The following is a 17,144-nucleotide window of genomic DNA, read 5'->3' on the forward strand; positions in this document are numbered from 1 at the left end:
TTTCCTCCTTCGTGCACTCGAGTGCACTATGTTTGTTAAAGGAAAGAGTAACCGAAAATTCTTCGTTACTCTTCTCTATACCGCAAACACTCACTAGTAATAATTGATACATCTGTATAGATATTTTTCTTAACTTTTACCCCATAAGAAATATAATCACACATTTTCTGCAATACTTTATAAGCCTGTTTATCCGGATTCTGACTGAGCACCACTTTAAAATAGTCCTCTTTCAATAGCTGTTCTGTGTCATCTGACAAGTCAAAACCCATAGCAGTAATATCCCGGTTCTTAAGATCCCTCAGAACATTTCCAACAATATAGCAATCCGCATCTGCCCCCAGAATCCCCGAAACCTGCTGGGTTTCTATCAGCCTGCGTACCTTGTCGTAATACTCTTTTTCATTTTTCTGTACCGTAATCTGCTGCACTTTCACCCCTGGACAATATTCCATTATATAATCCATAAATCCCCGGTTACGTTCTACCGTCTGCATCTCTTCTATACTTTGGTTAACGATAAAAACATTTCCCTTTTTCCCAATATAATTCACCATGATCTGCGCCGCAATCCTGCCTGATTCATAAGCTTTGGGTCCTACGTAACAGATGCGGTCACTGGAGGGAGCATCCGCCCCAAAAGTAAATACCGGCTTTCCTTTTTTAACCAGGGCATTGATCTCCCGGTTCAGACCGCTCATGCTGCAGGCATGCATAATCACTGCATCAATATTGTCATTATCCTGCAACTCCTGTAAAAGCTCCCTGGAAGCCAGAACTGATTCATTGGCGGGCGTAAAAAACTCAATACCAATCTTCAGTTCCCGGTATTCCCGGTAACACTTCCCAAAACCAGCTTTCGCCTCAGGAAAGAAGTACTTAAAATCGCCGATTACAATAGCGATATTATGCACCTTATTTGTAGCCAGAACACTTGCCATCCGGTTCTTGCGATACCCCAGTTCCTTGGCTACCAGTAAAATATGTTCCTTTGTCTCCGGTCTCACCGTCTCATCACCGGATAAAACTTTTTTGACCGTCCGAAGGGAAAACTTCGACTTCTCTGCTACATCTTTTAATGTTATCGGTTTCTCATACACACAACCCACGTCTCCTTTATTTGCACTCGAGTGTAATTTCTTATATCATAGCATTCCAAAGGGGGTTTGTCAAGACAAAACATCCTCCGGCAGGAGGAAATTATAGAGATATAAACAATATACCGGAGGTGATGGAAAGCGCAGGGATCACGTAAAGAAAAGCAGAGGAACCGATATCTAATATCTACGTTCCTCTGCTGCATATTGCATTTATTAATTATACTAATTTCTTCTCAATGCTTCAATCGGGCTGAGTTTCGCTGCTTTTCTAGCCGGATAAATTCCAAAGAAGATACCAACTGCACAGGCAAAAAACGTTGCCCCCAGAATTGTTCCTGCACTAATTCCCGGGCTGATGGTACTTCCTAAGGAAACAGTCATAATACTGCAGATACCAAAAGCTGCTATTACCCCTAAAATGATGCCGATCACTCCGCCCAGTGCTGTAATAATTGCTGATTCAGCCAGGAATTGTACCATAATAGAAGACGTCTTGGCTCCCAGAGATTTTCGGATACCGATTTCCCTGGTACGTTCCGTAACGGAAACCAGCATAATATTCATAACGCCAATTCCTCCTACCAGCAATGAAATCGCTGCTACAAATGAGATAAATGCTGTAACCATACCCATCATACTGTTAATACTCTGCAGCACATCCTGAAAGTTCTGAACCCGGTAGAAGTCCTCTCCCGCACTCTGATGCCTGGATTCCAGTATGTGAATTACGGAATTTGTAATTTGTTTTGCATCCATCGTCTTATCCGCAAATACATAAATACTGTAAAATGGCTCCGGATCATAACCATAATTTGTCAGTGAAGTATACGGAATATCAAGGGTAACCGGCTGCCCTTCGTAACTATAGCTTACAAATGCTGTATTTTCCTTTGCCCCGGTGATTCCCACGATACGGTATGCATATGTCATACCATCCATGGTAACATCAATATCCATTCCCACTACATCGTCAGATCCAAATAACCGTTTGGCATCTGTGTCGGTCAGAACGCAGACGTTCTTTCCTTCCTGTACATCTGCATCCGTGAAATATTTTCCTCTTTTCATCGTAAAGTTGCTCATTCTCTGCAGCATCTGTGTTCCTGCACTGAGACTCAGCTGAAATTCACCTTTTCCGGTTACCGTAGTTCCACTGCTTCCGGAAGCCGGCGTAACACCTTCCACACCTTTTACTTTCGAAGTAATAGCTTCCATATCAGCCGCTGTGATCATCTGATTGGCATTTACTGCATCTTCACTACAGGATACATAGATCTGTCCGCCTCCCACATCGTTTGCTTCCGCTGTCATGGACTCCGTAGTTCCGGCACCCACTGACATAATTGCAATAACAGAAGCAATACCAATAATGATACCCAGCATAGTCAGGAAAGAACGGCCTTTATTTGCAACAATACTTTTTATTGCCATTTTAAAATATTCAAGCAAACTACTCATATATGTGCCCCTTTCATTTTTTACTCCCGAATAGCGCAAGCTGTCTTGTGCTATTCCTTAATCAGTAGTTTGAAAGCGATTTCCTTTCAAACTTTGCAAATATCTGCTGTTCTTATGATTCTGCCTGAACTGCTACGCCTTCCGAACCGCCGGCACTTCCTGTTCCTGCATTCATGCTGTTTTCATCCATTGGCACAACCGGGCTTCCTTCCTGATACATTCCGATATCCGGAATTATCTGGTCTCCGGGCTCCAGTCCGGATTTGATTTCAATATAACTGTCTGAGGACACACCTGTCTCAACAATCTGCTTCGCCACTACACCATCTTTTACGATATAGCAGAATGAACCATCGTTTCCGGTATTGACTACCTCAACAGGAACAATCGGAACCTGTTTCGCTTCCGCCGCCTGAATCGATACCTTTGCTTCTACACCCAGAAAAATATCTTCATCCGGATTGTCAATGGATACTGCCGCACTGATGATCGGCGTTCCCTTTTCATTTGGAATTGCGATATGACTGATCTTACTCACAGTACCTTTGTATTCTTTTGCTCCAATCTTAACGGTTGCTTTTTGTCCCTTCTGGACTTTTTCAAAATCATATTTGGAAAGTGAGATGTTTACATCTACATCCTGGGTACTCTGAAGCGTAAACATTTCACCACCCTGTGTAACCATACCTCCCTGTGCAACCTTACTATCAGAAATAACTCCGCTGAATTCTGCGGTAATGCCCTGTTTTCCCTTTATAATTAGTTCTTCTAATGTTTTACTCTCCAGTTCCTGGAGGTTATTATTTACTTCCATCTGCGCTTTGGATTCATCTGATAAAGTTGCCCCATCTGCTTCTGCAATCGCCTTTTTAGATGCCAGATCCGACTGTAATTCAGCCAGCGTTGACTGGGCATCCTGAAGTTCCATCTGAAGATCCGTAGTATCTGCCTCTCCTGTCTGGCTCATGCCGTTTCCGGACAGATCTGTTCCTCCGGTCCCTCCCTGCGTCCCCACCTGGGTGCTGCTCTCAGGAGATGACAATTTCTGAATCTGTGCCTGGTATTCCGCTATCGGATTGTCGAAATCCTGTGCAATCTTCGCATTCAGCTCATCTGCCTTTGCCTGAGCGGCAGGTACCTTGTTGTCCTCCAGCTCATGTACAACTGCCATCTGGGCTTTTAATGCCTGGCTTGCCGTTTCAATCTTTGCCGCATCCCCTAAACCGCTTGCTTCATCATAGCTCTGCTGCAGGATGCCCTGTTGGAATTTTGCATCGTTCAACTGTCCCTGAAGCTGTGTTAAAGTCTGAACCGCCGCATTTAATTTTACGGTATATTCTGCTTTCTTCTTGGTTAATTTTTCGATTTTGTCCTTTAATTTATCTGTCTCTGCTTTGATCTCTGCTTTGGCTGCCTCTGCCTGGGCTTTAGCCTCAGATTCAGCCTGTGCCGCAGCTTCCGACTGCTTTTGGATTACTTCAGCCTGGGCATCTTTCGTCTTCTGTGCGATGGCACGGTTTAAATCCGTAACTCTCTGTTTCCACTGATCCACCTGTGCCTGCAGACTGTTTACCTGGCTGGCTGCATCTGCTTTATCGTTCGCAGCTTTATTCGATTTATTTATCGTATCCTGATATCCGTATTTGCCGGATAACACATTTAATTCTGCTTTTTTATTGTCCTTTTCCAGATTTTCCAAATCAAAAGTAATCAGCATATCACCTGCTTTCACAGAATCTCCACGCTGAAAATTCAGATTCTTTATGGTTGCATTGACCGGTGAGAAAAAGGTTTTCTTAGTACGGCTCTCAACCGTTCCACTGGTATCTACATATTCCTGCACATCTCCGGTAGTTACCGGTACTACTGCTACGGCCTGTGTATTCACCGTCTGGGTTCCCTGCCCTCTGAGGGCAAAAAAACCGACGCCCGCCACTACGACGACGCCTGCAATAATAAAAGGTAATTTTTTATGTTTCTTTTTCATAATGATCTCCTCCATCTTATTTGACTACCCGTGACTATTGACTCACTCATTCATTGTATCTGATTCTATCTTCCCATCCATAATCCGCACAACCCGTCGTGCCTGGTCTGCGATTCCATTATCGTGTGTAATCAATATGACGCTTCTTCCATCTTTATGTAAATTTTTCAATATTCCCAGTATTTCTTTACTGGATGCAGAATCCAGGTTACCGGTAGGTTCATCCGCCAGAATAACCGGTGGTTTTGCTGCGATTGCCCTGGCAATTGCTACTCTCTGCTGCTGTCCTCCCGACATTTCAGTAGGTTTGTGGTGCATGCGCTTTTCCAGCCCCACCATCTTTAGTGATTCTATTGCCAGCTTCTTTCTTTCCCTCATGTCAACTCCCCGGTATATCAGTGGAAGTTCCACATTCTCCACCGCAGTCAGATTGGCAATCAGATTAAATCCCTGAAAGATAAAACCGATCTCCCGGTTTCTTACCGCCGCCAGCTCATTATCTTTCATCGTTGATACATCCACACCATTTAAATAATATTCTCCGGATGTGGGCACATCCAGACATCCCAGCATATTCATCAGCGTAGATTTTCCGGAACCTGACTGACCGATAATCGCTACAAACTCACCTGTATTGATTTCCAGGCTGACATGATCCAGGGCACGCACTTCATTCTCTCCCGGATTGTATATCTTACTCAAATCCTTTACCTGAATTAACGACGCCATGTATTCTGCTCCTTTCCGCATTTCCATAATGGATACGTGATCACACATAACACTTTTCCATAGTCATCAATTATTTTGATTCACAAAGAACTATATCATATATAACGTCGTTTTGCTATACAAATAAAAGTTAACTTTTCATTAAACTTTCATTAAACTTCTAAAAATATTGTAAATATAAACAATTCATAAAATGATAGGGTAATTATTTTTACTTTCTTTAGAAACCATACATAAAGGTGTCACATTTATCCAATATGCTATTTGTAGAAAAGACGCCCCGGCTGTGTCGGCATCTGTCGAAATGGGGTTGTATCAAAAAGAAAAGATGAGATGAGAAAGAGGTATATGAAAATGAGTAAAATTATTGGCATTGATTTAGGTACGACGAACAGCTGTGTGGCTGTTATGGAAGGGGGCCAGCCTGTCGTAATTGCAAATGCAGAAGGATTTCGGACAACTCCATCTATTGTGGCTTTTACCAAAAATGGTGACCGCCTTATTGGCGAACCGGCTAAGCGTCAGGCTGTGACTAATCCGGATAATACTATTTTTTCCATAAAGCGGCACATGGGTTCTGACTATACAGTAAAAATAAATGGCAAAAAATATTCTCCACCGGAAATCTCCGCTATGATTCTGAAAAAATTAAAAACAGATGCTGAGAGTTACCTTGGTGAAACAGTTACCGATGCAGTTATCACGGTTCCCGCCTATTTCAGCGATTCACAGAGACAGGCTACCAAAGATGCCGGAAGGATAGCAGGCCTTAATGTTCAGCGTATCATTAATGAACCGACTTCAGCTGCTCTGGCTTACGGCCTTGACAATTTCGCACCTCAGAAAATTCTGATCTATGATCTGGGCGGCGGAACTTTTGACGTGTCCGTGATTGAGATCGGTGAGGGTGTTGTGGAAGTGCTTGCAACTGCCGGGGATAATCAGCTGGGTGGTGATGATTTCGATAAACGCATCTGCGATTACCTGATCAGTGAATTCAAAAAGCAGGAAGGTATCAACCTGACGAAAGACAATGTTGCCATGAACCGTATCCGGGAAGAAGCCGAAAAGGCCAAGAGAGAATTATCTGCAGCTACTACCGTGAATATCAATCTTCCTTTTATCAGTACTACCCGTTCCGGTCCGGTACATCTGGATATGAACCTGACCAGAGCAAAATTTGAGGAACTGACCAGTGACCTGGTGGAACGTACTGCCCTCCCTGTCCAGACTGCCTTAAATGATGCAGGAATTTCCACCTCTGAGCTTGGCAGGGTACTTCTGGTTGGCGGTTCTACACGTATTCCGGCTGTACAGGAAAAAGTAAAAATGCTGACCCGCCACGATCTGAGCAAGAATTTAAATCCGGACGAATGCGTTGCACTGGGTGCTTCTATCCAGGGTGGAAAACTGGCTGGGGACGCAGGCCTGAACGAAATCCTCCTGCTTGACGTCACGCCCCTTTCCCTGTCCATAGAAACAGTGGGCGGAGTATGTAACGTACTGATTCCCAAAAATGCAACCATCCCCAGAAGGGAATCCAAAATTTTTACCACCGCCGGAAACTTCCAGACTTCTGTCGACATACATGTTCTTCAGGGAGAGCGACAATTCGCCAGAGATAACAAAAGTCTTGGCAAATTCCGTTTAAGCGGTATAAAACGTGCCATGGCAGGAGGGCCACAGATTGAAGTTACCTTTGATATAGATACCAACGGCATTGTACATGTCTCTGCCAAAGATCTGGGAACCGGAAAAGCTCAGGATATCACTATTACTGCGGCTTCCAACCTGTCAGAAGCCGATATTGAAAAAGCAATTCAGGATGCCCAGCAGTACGAATCCCAGGATTCCAGGCGTAAAGGCTCACTGGATACAATAAATGATGCCCAGGGAATGATTATCAAAGCAGAACAGCTTTTATCCGAACGAAAAAAAGAATTGACAAAAGATCAAAAGAATTTCTTGAAAAATGATATCGCAAATCTAAGGAAACTATTGAAAAAAGCAAAACCGGAAACCATCTCAGATGTGGAAACGGATGAAATTAAAGCATCCGCGGATGCTCTTCAGCGTTCCATTGATATGGTAGGGTAGCACAAACAGTTTATGGGGGCATTCACCAGAAAATGCATCAGTATTTCCTGGTGAATGCCCGCGTGCCGCTACGCTTAACACTTCCTTAATCACATTCCATCTTCTCAATTTTATTCCAAACTAATTCTGCTGTCTCTTCATTCGTAATTAATACATTTATCAGCCCGCCATTTAATGCTCCACAGATGGAATCGATTTTACTGGTTCCCTGTGCTACACCAATGCGGTATTCTTTTTGCCTGATTACATCCAGAGGCACTGCGATCGTTCTTTCGTCTAATTCCATATCACAGATATTCCCGTTAATGTCAATAATATGGGAACAGATATCCCCTACCGCACCTTTTTGTGAGAGTTCTTCCATTGTGCGGTCACTTAAGTAGCCTGCACGTACAATTGCACTTTTCAACCCAAATGCCCCCATTGTGAAAACTGCAATGTTGGCATCATATCCATATTGGAGTACTTTTCCCATATTGTGATCCCGCTGGATAATATCCTTCATTTTTTTATTATCCACCACTGCCGGAAGGGGCAATACATAAGATGAGGCTCTTAACTTGTTGGCAAAATTATTTGCAATTTCCGTAGAATAGATATTTTTCTTTAAATTACTGATACCGCCGCAAAGAAGCACTGCTGTTACATTTTCCAGGTCTTCTCTTCCAATCAGGGATTTAGAGCACTCAAATAAGGTATCGCCCCAGGAAAGCCCCAGAATATCACCATTTTTTATAATACTGTTCAGATATCTTGCCATTTCCATCCCAATGCGGGACAACGGATTCTCATCGGCATTCGATGGCGTTATAATCACTTTCTTCAAATTGAATTTATTCCTGAATTTCTGCTCCAGCTTGCTCTCTACGCTCATAGGGTCAATCACCTGGACGCGAACAATGCCCACCTCTTTCGCTTCATTCAAAAGTTTCGATATGTATGGTCTGGACAAACTTAACTTCTTTGCCACCATCTCCTGGCTATAGTCGTTTTCATAATAGAGTTTAGCAACCTGAACCAAAAGCTCTATCTTCTTATAATCATTCATCATCATTCTCCTCCCGACAATCATCTCCCTATTTTATATAAAAGGACAGTATTTGGATATTATTTAGGTATTATAACATAGTTCTGTTTTATATCCAATAATGAACAATAAGAAAGACAGGGCTTTCCATCTCAAGACCCTGCCTTTTGTCCTTATCTTATATTGTCTGGAATTTATGCCTGGGGCAATATCTTTTCCACATCACCATGAGGTCTTGGTATCACATGTACCGCAACCAGTTCCCCCAGCTTTCCTGCTGCCTGAGCTCCCACTTCAGTTGCAGCTTTCACCGCTCCCACATCTCCCCGTACCATGATCGTAACTAATCCGGATCCGATTTTCTCTGATCCCACCAATGTTACATCTGCAGCTTTTACCATCGAATCAGCTGCTTCAATTGCCGCTACCAGACCTCTTGTTTCTACTAATCCTAACGCTTCCTGTGTCATTTACTTATCCTCCTGCTTGGTTTCTATTTATTAAATATCTCAAATTTCCCGCTCCTGATGTTTCTTAAAAATGCTTTCTGCATAATGTACCGTCCACCCGTTACAACTCCGGTTTAAAGAGTACTTTCGTAAATACCTCTGTTCGGTTAAACATCATATCAAATACTTCTTTACAATCTTCCAGGCGCACCCTGTGGGTAATTAACGGGTCTACGTTCATCTGTCCGGTATGTATAAATTCCAGGGCACTTTTCCATTCGTTAATCGGCAGCGGGTTAATGGATGAGTTCCAGCTTCCGTGAATGGTCAGTTCCCCTCTTAATATAGATGCTATGACACTGTTGGGGAACGTTACATCATCATAAGTGATACCGCCGTATACGACCTCGCCATTTTTCTTACAGGAAGCTACTGCCTGTACATGGGTATATTTACTACCAGCAAATTCGATTGCAATATCTACCCCTTCCCCTCCTGTCAACTCTTTAATTGCCTTTACTGCGTCCAGGTCTTTTCCGTTTACACCGGCTGTGGCACCAAGCCGCTTAGCCAGACGGAGCTTGTCATCGGATACATCTACAGCAATTACCGTTGTGCATCCAAGGGATTTCAGCCACTGAACCGTAATAAAGCCTATGGCTCCCAACCCGAATACTGCTGCCGATTTTCCAGCTTCTATTTTTGTTTTCCGCACTGCATGCAGTCCTACCGATACGGGATCCGTAAAGGAACCTTCTTCGTAATCTACTCCGGATGGTAGTTTGAGACAGTTTTCTGACTCTACCACGATATATTCTGCCATTGCACCGTCTCTTCTGGAACCATAGTAGTCATATGTGTCGCAGAGATGTGACTGCCCTACTTTACAGTATTGGCATTCACCACATGGAATTAACGGCATAACCGATACCCGGTCCCCCACATCCAGCTGGTTTTTCACCTTATCACCGCAGGCTATAATCTGTCCTGCAAACTCATGCCCTATTGTAGTTGGAAAATGATAGGTTCCCTTTACCATAACTCTGGGAATATCAGATCCGCATACCCCACAGCTTTTTACCTTAATCAAAACCTGGGTATCCTTTTCAATCTGGGGTACATCTACTTCCACACAACGGATATCTTTTGGTGCAAACAATCTTACAGCCCTCATTTTTTGTGCCATTTCCTTCACTCCTCTCCTTTAATAATTACTGCTTCCGGTCAAACCATTTATGATTGCAATACCGGAACTGGTACCCAGCCTTGTTGCTCCCGCCGAAATCATTTCTTTGGCTGTTTCTGCACTCTTTACACCGCCGGATGCTTTTACGCCCATCTCATTCCCAACCGTTTTCCTCATAAGTGCCACGTGAGCTGCGGTAGCCCCTCCGGTGGAAAATCCGGTGGATGTCTTTACAAAATCTGCACCTGCCGTTTTACAGATCTGGCATACATGTACAATTTCTTCCTCCGTGAGCAGGCAGGTCTCCAGGATTACTTTTACAATTGCTCTTCCATGTACAGCAGTAACCACATCTGAAATATCTTTTTTTACAAAATTCCAGTCTTCTGATTTCACTTTCCCTACATTAATCACCATATCTACTTCATTCGCTCCGTTTTCGATGGCTTCATTCGCTTCAAAAACTTTGGATTTCGTTGTAGTGGCACCCAGCGGGAATCCGATGACGGTACATACTTTTACGTCTGTCCCTCTCAGCATTTCATAGCAAAGGGGAACGTATCCGGGATTTACGCACACTGAGCAAAAATGATTATCTTTTGCTTCCTCACACAATTTTTTGATCTGTTCTTCGTTTGCATCCTGTTTCAGCAGCGTATGGTCTATCATACCTGCAATAGATCCGGACGGGGAAGATTTCAGCCCTCCCTGGCTTTCCAGCTTTCTTAAAATCTCATCTGCAATTTTTGCAACCAACTGTTCCATTTCCATATGTATGTCCTCTCTTCCTAATATATTATCTTACGGCACATTGAACTTTCAGACACTCTCCTGAATGTGGTTTAATTTCCCGGCATGAATCCCTGCACTTCCAATTAAAAATCCATCTACGGAAGGAATACTGCCAATGGCTGCCGCGTTCTTTTCATTTACACTGCCTCCATAAAGTACTGGCACTTCCGCACCTAAGATCTCCCGGATAATTCCTTTTAAATATACATGTGTTTCATGAATCTCTTCTATCGATGCACTTGCACCTGTTCCGATCGCCCAGACAGGTTCATATGCGATATGTAATTTTGAAACCGCCTCACAGGGCAGTCTTGCCAGATCTTTTTGAAGCTGGCTGCGAAGCGTCTCTTTCCACATGCCCTCCTGGCGTTCCTTCATACTTTCCCCAATGCAAAGCATGATTTCCATAGATGCCTGTGCAGCGGAAAACACTTTTCGATTAATTTCCTCATCCGACTCATAATTGTATATCCGCCGTTCGGAATGACCTGCCATCAGATACGTACACCCCAGCTCACGAAGCATGGGAATAGAAATCTCTCCGGTAAAGGCACCTCTCGGCTGATCGTGGAAATTCTGCGCTCCCATGAGAATATGACGCCCGGAAAACTCCTCTGCTAATGCTGCTAATGTTGTGAAGGGCGGGAAAATGACAAGTGGTACATCCGGAATATATTTTAGATCCTCTAAAAATTTCCTTCCCTCCGCTATTGTCATATTCATCTTCCAGTTTACTGCAATTATGGGCTTTTTTTTCTGATATCTTTGGATGGTATCACGGATAATTCTTTCTAATTCTTCCTTATCTATCATCTATCCACAGCTTTCTATTTACATTTGTTCATGCTATAGTAAATTATGTTACTTTAAAATTATAATAACACAACGCATATTTAAAGTCAACAATTTATATGCGTTGTCTTATCCTGACACAATTTATATGCGTTGTCTTATACTGAATTAACTGTTTTATTCTTTGCTATTTATCATTTAACGGTTTACAAATGTTCCTTTAAGCAATACTTTCCATTGAAATCTTTATGGGTGGATAATTGCTTTTAGAATCCGGCCCGCCTTCAAATGTTCAAAAGCTTCCAGGATTTCTTCTAATGGGTATTCTTTCGTAATATATTTTTCCGGCTGCAGCTGTCTCCTGGCTATTTTTTCTAATATCTCCCTGTTCTGCCTGCTGGTGGAAGCATGAACACCAAAGACCCCCAGTTCTTTATAATGAATATCGTTGGAGTCTAAAAATCCCTTTCCGTCTCCCGGTATTCCTCCAAACAGGCTGATCCGGCCATGCTTTGCTGCTATCTTCAGTGCGTCCGTATGTACCTGTCCAACTGAACATGCCGTAATTACCACATCCGCCCCATTGCCGTCTGTTTCTTCCATAATTCTGTCATAACAGTTTTCCGTCTTAGAATTGATGACAATAATATCCGGGATTAATTCCCGTGCCTGACGGATGCGAAAATCCGATACTTCCATCATCATGACCTTAGATGCCCCCGCTGCAAATGCAAGTTCTGCATGGGAACAGCCGATGAAACCGGAACCAAATACAGCAACGGTATCCCCCTCTTTGATATTGCATATTTGCTGTGCATTGTAAGCACATGCCATTGGTTCTGCAAGCGCCGCTTCATTTGCCGTCACATGCTCGTTCACCTTATTGACATTCCCCTGGTGAAAGGCATCGGCAGGTATCTCCATATATTCTGCAAAAACTCCATCAAATTCAAAACCGATTGTCCTTAAATGGTCACACATATTCGTATGCCCTTTTTGGCAGGGCCTGCACACACCGCATCCAATCGCAGGCGCGATCTGAACCCGGTCCCCAAGTGCAAATCCCGGCACTTCTCTGCCGATCTCTACAATTCTTCCGCAGCACTCGTGCCCGATAATCCTGCCTGGAGTGATCTTTGGGTTTCCATTGGCATAAGTTCTCACGTCCGTTCCACAGATAGATGCAGCTTCTATTTTAATCACTGCCGTATCTTTTGATGCAGACGGTTTTTCCCTGTCTTCGATACGAAAATTTTTATCCCCATTATAAACAAATGCTTTCATAGTCTCCTCCTGTTTTGACGGTTAATAAGCTATCCCCTTCAAAGTTTACCGCTGTCAGGTCATTCCAGTAGGTGCGTTCCGGAAGTACGATCAGGACATGAACTTCTTCCTTGTTTAACGGTTGGGGCATGTAATGCCAGGTACCGGGATTCAAATGGATCATGGTACCACAGGGTATAAAAAATGCACGTATGTCTCCGGTTTCCGGTCTCCCGGTATTTCCTGCAGGCGCAAGGCACAATACGGTATCATCATCCATAGGCATCATGATTTCAGCCGTGTGATCATGGTATTCCAGTGCCGGAACCAGGAACCGGGCTGACCTCTCTACCTGGAGGGTTGAAAATGCAAGTGCTGATACCGGCGGTACCATGCGGATACTGTCGCGGTAAAACGTAAAATTCTGATCTCCAAAACATGCGCCTTCCTCTGCGCACATAGGATGGAACTGGCCAAATATATCAAAACTCTCTTTGCTTAACTGCTCTGCCTGTACTGTAATCATTTTCATTCCTCCATTATCATGGTTTTATAACAACCTTAAGAGATCCATCTCCTTTGGCATTCTGTTCAAAAGCCTGCTGCCACTGATCCAGGGAAAATGTATGAGTCACTACACCATCCGTATAAATGGTATTATCAGCAATCCATTCCGTTACCACATCAAAACAGTAAGGTCCTAAATGTGCTCCCAGAATATCCAGTTCCTTTCCATCACCGATTACAGACCAATCCACACTTACTTTTTGTCCGAATACGCTGAACTCAATAAATCTCCCCAATTTCCGTATGGCATCTAAACCCTGCTGCACACTGGAAGGATGTCCCGTTGCTTCTATATAAATATCACAGCCATAACCATTTGTCATGCTCTGAATCTCTTTTACTACGTCACACTCTGACGGATTGAGGCAGATATCCGCACCAAAACTTTTGGCAATCGCAAGCCTGTCTTCCTTCATATCAATTGCAATGAGCTTTTTAGGCCTTCTCAATCTCGCATAATTAACCATTGCCAGCCCCAATGTTCCCACTCCGGAAATTACAACTACATCGGTATTGGAAATATCCGCACGGTCCACTGCGTGCTTTGCACAGCTGTACGGTTCAATTAAGATGGCTTTTTCTAATTCCAGATCCTTAGGAATCTGATAAATCCTTGTCTTTTCAGGCAATATCATATATTCCGCCATGGCACCATTGACATGGGCACGGAATCCAAAGATATCTGCCTGGTCACACATCCAATAGTGCCCGGTCCTGCAGAACATGCACTCCCCGCAGGGTACAATCTGTTCACCGGTTATCCGGTCACCTGCCTTTGCACATCCCTGGTAATCTTCAGCCACCTCGACTACTTCTCCCACAAATTCATGCCCGGGAATAAACGGTGTTTTTACCCAGGGCTCTGATTTACCATCTCCCCAATAACCTTCTGCTCCATGCCAGTTTTTAATATCACTTGCGCACACACCGCAAGCCTCCACTTTAATCAGTACCTCACCCTTTTTTAATTCCGGTACCGGATAATCTGACTCCAGCCGATAATCATTTTTTCCGTAAACAACCAGTGCTTTCATTGTTTTTACTGTCTTCGCCATATTTCCTTCTCCTTCTATACCATATTATTGGATAATTGTCCTATCCGCTCATAGAAATCATGAAGCTCCACCATGTAATCCTTATATAAATGCAAGTAAGGCATATACGCTTCTCTTTTTGTTAAATCCGGTAGGAATTCCCGTTCTACTTTCACATGCTTTAATGCGGTCTCTTTTAAATCCGGAAAAACACCTATGGCATTTCCAGCCAGAATTGCAGCTCCCCACATGGCAGCATCCTCCCGGTTCAGGACCTCATATCGCTTTCCCTGGACATCGGCACACATCTGCGTCCATACCGGCGATTTGGCGCCCCCTCCAATGATTCGGACATGATCAAGCTCATATTCCGGATACAGTTCTTCCATTCGCTGCATGCACAGGGTAAAATCATAGGTAAAACTTTCTAACAGCGCTTTATAAAAATGCTCTTTGGAATGGCTCCAGTCGAATCCCATCCACATACCCCGCAGTGAACCATCAAGCGGCATAGAGCTGCCGCCCAGCAGCCCGATTCCCATCAGACCATTGCATCCCGGCGCAATGCTGCTCATTTTATGTTCCATATCTGCAAACATTTCTTTCGTACTGATGCCTGCCTGTTTTACGAAAGTATTCATAAACCAGTCTAAAGTAATCCCGGAACCTGCTGCAAAATGAGTGGCATAAAACTCTCCCGGTACCGCTGATGGAATGACATCCAGACGCCTTTCATCCATATCCGGACGATATTCACTGACACAGCAGCTCACTTCTCCATAGGACGAAGCTTCAAATATCATATCTCCATAGTTTACAATTCCAGCCCCCAGACAGCCCGCAGGCTTATCTCCTGCACCGGATACCAGAACAACCCCTTGTTTTAATCCCGTCGCTGCTGCCATTTCCTTATTTAGCCGTGCACAGATGTGGTTAGAATTCACAATTCTAGGCAGATATTTCTCATCCAGTCCAATCTCCCTGCAGATTTCCTGTGACCATCTGTCATTTTGTACATCAGCAAGTCCGGTCCACTGGGTAAAGGATCTGTCTATTACCGCATCTTCCACGGATATATCACCTAATTTTCCAATCACGTACCCACTGATCATCAGATATTTTGCAATCTTTTTGCTCTGTTCCGGATATTCCATTTTGAACCACTCATATTTTGGTGCCATTTGGGGAAAGTTCGTTCCCCCAATACATAAAAATGGATCTCTTAGTTTTTCCATTTGTTTTTCTGCATAAGGCATATACCGGCTGTCCAGAGAACAGGACCAGGTGGTGATATCATTCCAGTTTTCATCCACTCCCATGAACCCTGACATCTGTCCGGTAAAGGCAATGGCTTCAATACATTCTGCCCTTCCCTCCAGTGCAGCACATACTTTTTTCATACAGGTGATTACGGAGGCTAATAATTCTTCTCCCTTTTGTATAAATACGCCGGGACCCGGTCTATAATCTTTTACCGGTTCTGTCTCCAGGGTAATACACGTACTGTCCGTATCATAAACTCCAACTTTTATAAAACTTGTGCCCAAATCCACTGCCATCAGTAAAATATCTTTCATTGCAATGCTCCTCTCTGTCAAACCATGACGTACAGCTATTAGAAAGCTATTTTAAAACACTCTAGACTGTTTTATTTTTAGAAGTAAGACCCTGTAATAGCACAGAAATGATAATAATAATGCCTTTTATGATATCCTGGGGATAAGAAGGAACTGCGAGCAGATTCATGATATTGCTGATCAGTGCCAGCACCAGTACACCTACAACGGTCTTAATACAGGACCCTTCTCCGCCCGACAGGCTTGCGCCCCCAATCACGCAGGCTGCAATAGCATCCAGTTCCAATCCCTGTCCTATAATCGGTGTTCCGATAGCCGTTCTGGAAGATGCGATAATGCCACCAATAGCAGCACAGATTCCAGAGATGGCATACACAGACATTTTATACCGGTTTACACGGATTCCCGCTAATTTTACGGCCGTTTCATTACTTCCTATGGCAACTATGATACGTCCAAAAGCAGTATACTTATGAATAAACGCAAATATCAAAATAACAACTACCGCAATGACTGCCAGCCATGGAATCACGCCCCCGATCATCGCTACACCCAATTTACCAATGGTATCCTTTGGTGTCTGCACCGGCTGCCCATTGGATATAACAAATGCCAGACCTCTTGCAATGGTCATCATTGCCAATGAAGCCACAAAGGCTGCCATCTTGGCATAAGATACCAGAAATCCGGTAGCTGCACCTAATACACACCCAACCAGAACCGGTAGGAGAATTGCAGCTCCCATACCCAGACTGTGGGTTGTCAGTGCAAATGCCACCATTACGCTTCCAAGTGCCAGAATAGATCCAACAGATAAATCAATTCCCCCAGTCAGAATTACAAACAACATCCCCATACAGACAACGGTGGTACCTGAATACTGGCGCAGGATATTAATGATATTCTGTAAGGTAAAGAAATCCGGCGATATGCAGATACAGATAACCACTAACAGCAATAGCATAAAATAAGTATTATGTTTGACAAATAATTTTGCAGCTTTATTTTTTGTATTCATTTTTTCACCCATTGCATACAGCAGGCATGCCTGCTGTACTGCCACAACTAAATCAATTTGAAAGAATC

General features: G+C 43.6%; 15 protein-coding genes. 1 reads left to right on the forward strand and 14 read right to left on the reverse strand.

What is annotated here, in order from left to right; translation table 11 throughout:
* Nucleotides 1-65: 65 nt before the first annotated feature.
* From QR40_RS00920 to QR40_RS00935, 4 genes are all read right to left on the reverse strand, one after another.
* Nucleotides 66-1,100, reverse strand: coding sequence for a substrate-binding domain-containing protein (locus QR40_RS00920; protein ID WP_044292952.1), 1,035 nt, complete (start codon nt 1,098-1,100; stop codon nt 66-68).
* A 222-nt stretch (nt 1,101-1,322) separates the two neighbouring features.
* A complete protein-coding gene (locus QR40_RS00925; RefSeq protein ID WP_027293731.1) occupies nt 1,323-2,558 on the reverse strand; it encodes an ABC transporter permease in 1,236 nt (411 codons plus the stop codon).
* A 112-nt stretch (nt 2,559-2,670) separates the two neighbouring features.
* Nucleotides 2,671-4,545 (reverse strand): efflux RND transporter periplasmic adaptor subunit, encoded by a 1,875-nt coding sequence (locus tag QR40_RS00930; protein ID WP_052430644.1) that lies wholly within the window; start codon nt 4,543-4,545, stop codon nt 2,671-2,673.
* Between the two features lie 42 nt (nt 4,546-4,587).
* On the reverse strand, nt 4,588-5,274 hold the full coding sequence (locus QR40_RS00935) for an ABC transporter ATP-binding protein (protein WP_044293438.1): 687 nt from the start codon (nt 5,272-5,274) through the stop codon (nt 4,588-4,590).
* Between the two features lie 354 nt (nt 5,275-5,628).
* Between QR40_RS00935 and dnaK the strand changes: the two genes are divergently transcribed.
* The gene (gene dnaK, locus QR40_RS00940) at nt 5,629-7,371 is read left to right on the forward strand and encodes a molecular chaperone DnaK (protein ID WP_044289311.1); all 1,743 of its coding nucleotides are present in this window, start codon (nt 5,629-5,631) and stop codon (nt 7,369-7,371) included.
* An 85-nt stretch (nt 7,372-7,456) separates the two neighbouring features.
* Here the strand turns inward: dnaK and QR40_RS00945 are convergent, their stop codons facing one another.
* The 10 genes from QR40_RS00945 to QR40_RS00990 form a co-directional block, all read right to left on the reverse strand.
* The gene (locus QR40_RS00945; protein ID WP_160295753.1) at nt 7,457-8,425 is read right to left on the reverse strand and encodes a sugar-binding transcriptional regulator; all 969 of its coding nucleotides are present in this window, start codon (nt 8,423-8,425) and stop codon (nt 7,457-7,459) included.
* A gap of 167 nt (nt 8,426-8,592) precedes the next feature.
* The gene (locus QR40_RS00950) at nt 8,593-8,868 is read right to left on the reverse strand and encodes a BMC domain-containing protein (protein ID WP_027293728.1); all 276 of its coding nucleotides are present in this window, start codon (nt 8,866-8,868) and stop codon (nt 8,593-8,595) included.
* A gap of 100 nt (nt 8,869-8,968) precedes the next feature.
* On the reverse strand, nt 8,969-10,033 hold the full coding sequence (locus tag QR40_RS00955) for a galactitol-1-phosphate 5-dehydrogenase (protein ID WP_044292953.1): 1,065 nt from the start codon (nt 10,031-10,033) through the stop codon (nt 8,969-8,971).
* An 18-nt stretch (nt 10,034-10,051) separates the two neighbouring features.
* A complete protein-coding gene (deoC, locus tag QR40_RS00960; protein ID WP_044293440.1) occupies nt 10,052-10,702 on the reverse strand; it encodes a deoxyribose-phosphate aldolase in 651 nt (216 codons plus the stop codon).
* Between the two features lie 150 nt (nt 10,703-10,852).
* The gene (tpiA, locus tag QR40_RS00965; protein ID WP_052430645.1) at nt 10,853-11,638 is read right to left on the reverse strand and encodes a triose-phosphate isomerase; all 786 of its coding nucleotides are present in this window, start codon (nt 11,636-11,638) and stop codon (nt 10,853-10,855) included.
* 225 nt (nt 11,639-11,863) lie between these two features.
* Nucleotides 11,864-12,901, reverse strand: a complete 1,038-nt coding sequence (locus QR40_RS00970; protein ID WP_027293724.1) for an alcohol dehydrogenase catalytic domain-containing protein — start codon at nt 12,899-12,901, stop codon at nt 11,864-11,866.
* The gene (locus QR40_RS00975) at nt 12,882-13,406 is read right to left on the reverse strand and encodes an ureidoglycolate lyase (RefSeq protein ID WP_044292954.1); all 525 of its coding nucleotides are present in this window, start codon (nt 13,404-13,406) and stop codon (nt 12,882-12,884) included. Before QR40_RS00975 ends, QR40_RS00970 begins: the two co-directional genes overlap by 20 nt.
* Nucleotides 13,407-13,422: 16 nt before the next feature.
* Nucleotides 13,423-14,502, reverse strand: a complete 1,080-nt coding sequence (locus QR40_RS00980) for an alcohol dehydrogenase catalytic domain-containing protein (protein ID WP_044292956.1) — start codon at nt 14,500-14,502, stop codon at nt 13,423-13,425.
* Between the two features lie 14 nt (nt 14,503-14,516).
* Nucleotides 14,517-16,058 carry a xylulokinase gene (locus QR40_RS00985; RefSeq protein WP_044292958.1) on the reverse strand — a complete coding sequence of 514 codons (1,542 nt, stop codon included), beginning with the start codon at nt 16,056-16,058 and terminating at the stop codon, nt 14,517-14,519.
* 61 nt (nt 16,059-16,119) lie between these two features.
* On the reverse strand, nt 16,120-17,121 hold the full coding sequence (locus QR40_RS00990) for an ABC transporter permease (RefSeq protein ID WP_242849083.1): 1,002 nt from the start codon (nt 17,119-17,121) through the stop codon (nt 16,120-16,122).
* Between the last annotated feature and the right edge of the window lie 23 nt (nt 17,122-17,144).

It is taken from the genome of Robinsoniella peoriensis, assembly GCF_000797495.1.
In the GTDB taxonomy this organism is placed as follows: Bacteria; Bacillota; Clostridia; order Lachnospirales; family Lachnospiraceae; genus Robinsoniella; species Robinsoniella peoriensis.

Coding starts and splice junctions, on each gene's coding strand:
- QR40_RS00925 (WP_027293731.1), bottom strand. CDS start 2,558: ATGAGTAGTTTGCTTGAATATTTTAAAATGGCAATAAAAAGTATTGTT.
- QR40_RS00930 (WP_052430644.1), bottom strand. CDS start 4,545: ATGAAAAAGAAACATAAAAAATTACCTTTTATTATTGCAGGCGTCGTC.
- QR40_RS00935 (WP_044293438.1), bottom strand. CDS start 5,274: ATGGCGTCGTTAATTCAGGTAAAGGATTTGAGTAAGATATACAATCCG.
- dnaK (WP_044289311.1), top strand. CDS start 5,629: ATGAGTAAAATTATTGGCATTGATTTAGGTACGACGAACAGCTGTGTG.
- QR40_RS00945 (WP_160295753.1), bottom strand. CDS start 8,425: ATGATGATGAATGATTATAAGAAGATAGAGCTTTTGGTTCAGGTTGCT.
- QR40_RS00950 (WP_027293728.1), bottom strand. CDS start 8,868: ATGACACAGGAAGCGTTAGGATTAGTAGAAACAAGAGGTCTGGTAGCG.
- QR40_RS00955 (WP_044292953.1), bottom strand. CDS start 10,033: ATGGCACAAAAAATGAGGGCTGTAAGATTGTTTGCACCAAAAGATATC.
- deoC (WP_044293440.1), bottom strand. CDS start 10,702: ATGATAGACCATACGCTGCTGAAACAGGATGCAAACGAAGAACAGATC.
- tpiA (WP_052430645.1), bottom strand. CDS start 11,638: ATGATAGATAAGGAAGAATTAGAAAGAATTATCCGTGATACCATCCAA.
- QR40_RS00970 (WP_027293724.1), bottom strand. CDS start 12,901: ATGAAAGCATTTGTTTATAATGGGGATAAAAATTTTCGTATCGAAGAC.
- QR40_RS00975 (WP_044292954.1), bottom strand. CDS start 13,406: ATGATTACAGTACAGGCAGAGCAGTTAAGCAAAGAGAGTTTTGATATA.
- QR40_RS00980 (WP_044292956.1), bottom strand. CDS start 14,502: ATGGCGAAGACAGTAAAAACAATGAAAGCACTGGTTGTTTACGGAAAA.
- QR40_RS00985 (WP_044292958.1), bottom strand. CDS start 16,058: ATGAAAGATATTTTACTGATGGCAGTGGATTTGGGCACAAGTTTTATA.